Genomic DNA, 5242 nt, shown 5'->3' on the forward strand with positions numbered 1-5242 from the left:
AGGCCCAGCAGATCGGCCAGTTGCAGCAAGCCGTAATAGGTCGGCGATTCGGCGGCGATCAGGTCGCCGGGGCGGGTCAGCACCCGCAGCGACATCTGCAATGCATCGACACACCCATGGGTGATCACCACTTCGGAGGGGTCGACCACCACCCCGGCATCGCGCATACGGATCGCCACCTGGCGCCGCAGCGGCTCGAAACCCGGGCTGAACATGTAACTGAACGCCCGCGGGCTCTGGAAACGCGTGACCTTGGCCAGTTGCTGATGCAGCGCGCGCACAGGCAGGTAGTCGACACTCGGCACGGCGGCGCCGAGCGGGAACACGCCTTCGCGACGGGATTCCACCAACACCTGTTGAATGATGCTGCTGCGGGTGACCAACCCTGGACGCTCGACCCGGGCGATGTCCGGCGTGGGCGCAGTGAGCGCCGGCGTCTGGTGCACGTAATACCCGGACTGCGGCCGCGCGCGAATCAAACCCTGGTCTTCCAGGTTCGCGTAGGCCTGCAACACGGTGGCGTGGCTGACGTTGAGCTGGGAGCTCATTTTGCGTACCGAAGGCACGCGCTCGCCCGGCTGATAGACACCGCGGCGGATATCCTCAGCCAGCTGCTGGGCGATACGTTGGTAGAGCAACAGATTGGTCATGACGCAGCACTCGATTTCACGGGTATTTTATTTTTGTGTGAAACATACCGGCACAGTTTAGAAGTGTACGGGGACAGTTGCCACAATAGTCGAGCGCGGGCGGCAGTGATAGAAAAAACTGTAAGGGTTGCGAACTGAATCGCAGGCATAAAAAACCCGATCATTGATCGGGCTTATGTGGGAGNNGGCTCGACAGCTCCCACAGGAATCAGCTTTCACCTTGAGAATCAGGTTCAGCGAGCAGCGCCCAGCTGGCCTTTTTCGTCGGAGAACACAATTTCTACCCGACGGTTCTGCGCCCTGCCCCGCTCAGACGCGTTGGCTTCGACCGGATACTGATCGCCGTAGCCTTCGACCTGAATGCGTTTTTCGTCGATCCCCAGGTCGCTCAGTACATCCGCAACCGCTTGAGCGCGGTCCCGGGACAGTTTGATATTTTCCTGTTCGCCGCCGGTATTGTCGGTGTAACCCTCGATGCGCACCACGCGCTTGGGGTTCAGCTGCAGGAACTGCACCACTTTGAGCACGGTGCGGTTGGCCGAGTTTTGCAGCTCTGCATCACCCGTATCGAACAGCACGTCACCCAGGGTCATCACCAGCCCGCGATCAGGCTGGACGGTGGTCAGGCTGGATATCTGCGCCTCAATCCATTTGCCCTGTTGCTGAACGCTGGAGAGCTTGGCTTCACGCAGGGCCAGTTGCAGGCGCTGGCGTTCCAGCTCCAGCTTGACCCCACGCTCCTGGTTGAGTGCCTGCTCGGTGTGTTCCCGGGCAATCGCGCTGTAGCGCTGGCTCAGGTAGGCGTAATGCGCCACATCGGCGCCGCTGCCCCAGAAGCTGGAGAAACGGTCGGCACGGGCCAGGGACTCACCGGCGCGAATCACGTCCTTGGGTGCGATACGCAGCACATTCGAATCTTCCTTGACCTTCTGGAAGTCAGTGCTGGCCTGTTGCAAGGCGAGGTTACTGTCGGGGTGCGTCGCACAACCACCCAGCGCACTGCCCAGCAACACCACACAGCTCAACCCACGCATCAACGGGCTCATTGGGCGTCTCCCAACTGCAACTGCTTGCGCAGGCGGGTGATGCGGGTGTTGAGCACGTTCAGTTGCTCCTGGCTTTTGCGGGTCAGCACCCGCGCTTCCGCCAGGCGGGCGTCCAGCTCGGCTTCTTCAGCCTGCATGCGGGCGTCCTTGTAGGATTCATCGGCCATGTCGGCACGGGCCTGGGTGAACTTGTCTTCCGCCAGCTTCAGCTCGGGCGAATCGCTGGCAACGGCGCCCACGGCGCTGGCTTGTTCCAGGGCTTGCCGGGTCAGGCGCATCTGTTCATTCGGCGCAGGATCGGCTGCACATCCCGCCAGAGCTACAACGGCGAGGGCCGCGAAAAGAGGTCGAATAGTCACTGAAAATCCCTACTTTGTTGGGGTGCCGACGGGTTGCTGCAACTGCGCTTTCCAGCGCTTAAGATTGCTCTGCAGCGCGGTTTCCGCCAGACCGGACGCGGGCAATTCTGTCATCTTTTTGGCGAGCTGTCCGCGCAACCACGGATCGTTGCAGGCGGAGTTGTGGGAAATAGCCAGGTACAGGCCCGGCTGGTCGATGGGGATTTCCCGCGCCACCAGGTCGTTGCTCATGCCCAGGGTCTGGGCCATGGCCATGCCGGAATAACGTCCGGCGAGTACGTAGTCCACTTCTCCCAACAGCAATTTCTGGAACGCCGGGGTCAGGGTGGGCAGGCGCTGCAGGGTGAGTTGCTCACCGGCGAAGGTTTCAAAGTCGCGGCTCAGGCGTGCCCTTTCCGACACCGCGCCCTTGTGGCCGTGCAGGTCGCCGGCCTGGCTGTAGGCCAGGGTCGAATCCTTGCGGGTCCAGACCAGATAATCGGTTTGCACCAATGCCGGGTGGATGTAGTCGAGGGAGTCCAGGGCGTCGAGGGTCAATGGCGCGTCGGCGAGGATGTCCATGCGCCCGCTGCGCACTTCTTCCAGCGCCAGGGAACGTTTGCCGCCGTACAGCAGGTCGATTTTCACCCCGAGGTCCTTGGCCACTTGCTGCAGTATGTCGGCGGTGGCGCCGATCAAGTGCGTGGGGTCCTGGGGATCACGCCACAGATAAGGCGGTGCGTCCGGGCTGCCGGTGATCACCAGGCGATCACATTTGCCAGCCGCCAGCGACACCGCCGGCAGCAGTGACAGGGCCAGCAGTACAGTCCAGGAACGCAATTCCATGGCAGGGTTCTCCAGTTGAAAAATTACCGGGCAAAAAAAAGCCCGGTCAAAAGACCGGGCTCTTTATAAGTGAAGCGGCTGGATTAGACCAGCTTCTCCAACTCGGGTACGGCTTCGAACAAGTCCGCCACCAGGCCGTAATCAGCCACCTGGAAGATCGGTGCTTCTTCGTCCTTGTTGATCGCAACGATCACCTTGGAGTCTTTCATACCGGCCAAGTGCTGGATCGCGCCGGAGATACCGACGGCGATGTACAGCTGTGGCGCAACGATCTTGCCGGTCTGGCCGACCTGCATGTCGTTCGGTACAAAACCTGCGTCGACGGCAGCGCGGGAAGCGCCGACCGCAGCGCCCAGCTTGTCGGCCAGGGCGTACAGGTGCTTGAAGTTGTCGCCGTTCTGCATGCCGCGGCCGCCGGAAACGACGATCTTGGCAGCGGTCAGTTCCGGACGATCGGACTTGGCCAGCTCTTCGCCAACGAAGCTGGAAGTGCCAGCGTCGTGGGCAGCAGCCACAGCTTCAACCGCAGCCGAACCACCTTCAGCAGCAACCGGGTCGAAACCGGTGGCACGCACGGTGATGACTTTTACCGACGCAGTGGACTGCACGGTAGCGATGGCGTTACCGGCATAGATCGGACGCTTGAAGGTGTCGGCGCTTTCTACCGAAACGATCTCGGAGATCTGGTCAACGTCCAGTTGCGCAGCAACGCGCGGCAGGATGTTTTTGCCGTTGGAGGTGGCGGCAGCCAGGATGTGGCTGTAGCCAGCGCCCAGCTCTGCTACCAGCGGCGCAACGTTTTCCGGCAATTGGTGAGCGTAGGCTGCGTTATCGGCAACCAGTACTTTGCTCACGCCAGCGATTTTGGCAGCGGCTTCAGCCACGGCGCCAACGTTTTGGCCGGCGACCAGCACGTGGATATCACCACCGATTTTGGCGGCGGCGGCAACAGTGTTCAGGGTGGCCGGAGCCACGACCTTGTTGTCGTGTTCTGCGATTACCAAGATAGTCATGGTTAGATTACCTTCGCTTCGTTTTTCAGTTTCTCGACCAGTTCAGCCACCGACTTGACCTTGATGCCCGCGCTGCGTGCAGCCGGCGCTTCGACTTTGACGGTCTTGTTGGTGGAGGCGGTGGAAACGCCCAAAGCATCCGGAGTCAGCACTTCGAGAGGCTTCTTCTTGGCTTTCATGATGTTTGGCAGGGACGCGTAGCGCGGCTCGTTCAAACGCAGGTCGGTGGTGACGATGGCCGGCAGTTTCAGGGAAACTGTCTGCGCGCCGCCGTCGATTTCGCGGGTCACGGCAACCTTGTCGCCGCTCACTTCGACTTTCGAGGCGAAGGTGCCCTGGCCGTAACCGGTCAGTGCAGCCAGCATCTGGCCAGTCTGGTTGTTGTCGCTGTCGATGGCTTGTTTGCCGAGGATCACCAGCGATGGCTGTTCCTTGTCGACAACGGCTTTCAACAACTTGGCAACGGCCAGGGACGTCAGCTCTTCAGCGGATTCGACGAGGATGGCGCGATCGGCACCCAGCGCCAGGGCGGTACGCAGCTGCTCTTGAGCAGTGGTCGGACCGATGGAAACGACGACGATTTCAGTCGCAACGCCTTTCTCTTTCAGGCGTACGGCTTCTTCCACGGCGATTTCGCAGAAAGGGTTCATCGACATCTTGACGTTAGCGAGGTCGACGCCGGAATTGTCCGCCTTGACGCGAACTTTCACGTTGTAATCGACAACGCGTTTGACAGCTACAAGAACCTTCATGGATTCCTCGTTACTCTCCGGTGAAAAGAAAGTCGCCTAGGCGAACCTGGCGGTTTGATGCTCATCGGCACACAAGGGCACCTCCAAAAACACCGGCAATCGTCGGCGGGGGACCTTGCTCACGGGAGTGATGACCGTTCGTCAGCGGTGACTGAGAGGTCATTCATTATCGTGGCGTGTAAACTGCGCGCCATCGTGGCTCGCGCGTCACCCTTATTTGCCTTCAGCCTGTCTTTCGAGGTGGCCTTGAAACCCACAGTCTGCCTACGGGATGCGCAAAACCGACCGTATATTGACCGGAACGCCTATTCCGGTCAATACGCCAAAATGGTCAGTTATAAGCCGCGTTGCTTTGATTTACCTAGCTTGCGGGCAATTCAAACAAACGTTTGTATTGGACGCTGAGAGTGGTGTAGATATAATGCGCCAGCTAGAGAGAAAGGTGGGTCGTCCCCTGCCCCTTGCATGAGATTGATGCAGGCATTGTGGGACGGATTACCGAACCTCCACCCATTAGAAAAAAAAGCCGTTGAGCCTTGAGTAGGAGATAGCCTGTGGAACGCGAATACATGGAATTCGACGTGGTCATCGTCGGCG

At 60.0% G+C, this 5242-nt stretch carries 6 protein-coding genes; all 6 read right to left on the reverse strand.

Annotation, left to right across the window (positions count from 1 at the left end):
- Positions 1-650: GntR family transcriptional regulator (locus HX786_RS30050; RefSeq protein ID WP_178913000.1), on the reverse strand; the 650-nt coding region annotated here is incomplete at its 3' end.
- 233 nt (positions 651-883) lie between these two features.
- Positions 884-1696: an OmpA family protein gene (locus HX786_RS30055; protein ID WP_004371220.1), complete on the reverse strand. Its 813-nt coding sequence runs from the start codon at positions 1694-1696 to the stop codon at positions 884-886.
- A complete protein-coding gene (locus HX786_RS30060) occupies positions 1693-2055 on the reverse strand; it encodes a DUF4398 domain-containing protein (RefSeq protein WP_178902611.1) in 363 nt (120 codons plus the stop codon). The genes HX786_RS30055 and HX786_RS30060 overlap by 4 nt, the downstream gene beginning before the upstream one ends.
- 9 nt (positions 2056-2064) lie before the next feature.
- Positions 2065-2880, reverse strand: coding sequence for an ABC transporter substrate-binding protein (locus HX786_RS30065; RefSeq protein WP_178913001.1), 816 nt, complete (start codon positions 2878-2880; stop codon positions 2065-2067).
- An 83-nt stretch (positions 2881-2963) separates the two neighbouring features.
- Positions 2964-3893: an electron transfer flavoprotein subunit alpha/FixB family protein gene (locus HX786_RS30070; RefSeq protein ID WP_004371223.1), complete on the reverse strand. Its 930-nt coding sequence runs from the start codon at positions 3891-3893 to the stop codon at positions 2964-2966.
- Positions 3894-3895: 2 nt separating this feature from the next.
- Complete coding sequence (locus HX786_RS30075; protein ID WP_004371224.1) at positions 3896-4645, reverse strand: electron transfer flavoprotein subunit beta/FixA family protein; 750 nt, start codon at positions 4643-4645, stop codon at positions 3896-3898.
- Positions 4646-5242: the final 597 nt, after the last annotated feature.

Source organism: Pseudomonas sp. 21615526, assembly GCF_013386245.1.
In the GTDB taxonomy this organism is placed as follows: domain Bacteria; phylum Pseudomonadota; class Gammaproteobacteria; order Pseudomonadales; family Pseudomonadaceae; genus Aquipseudomonas.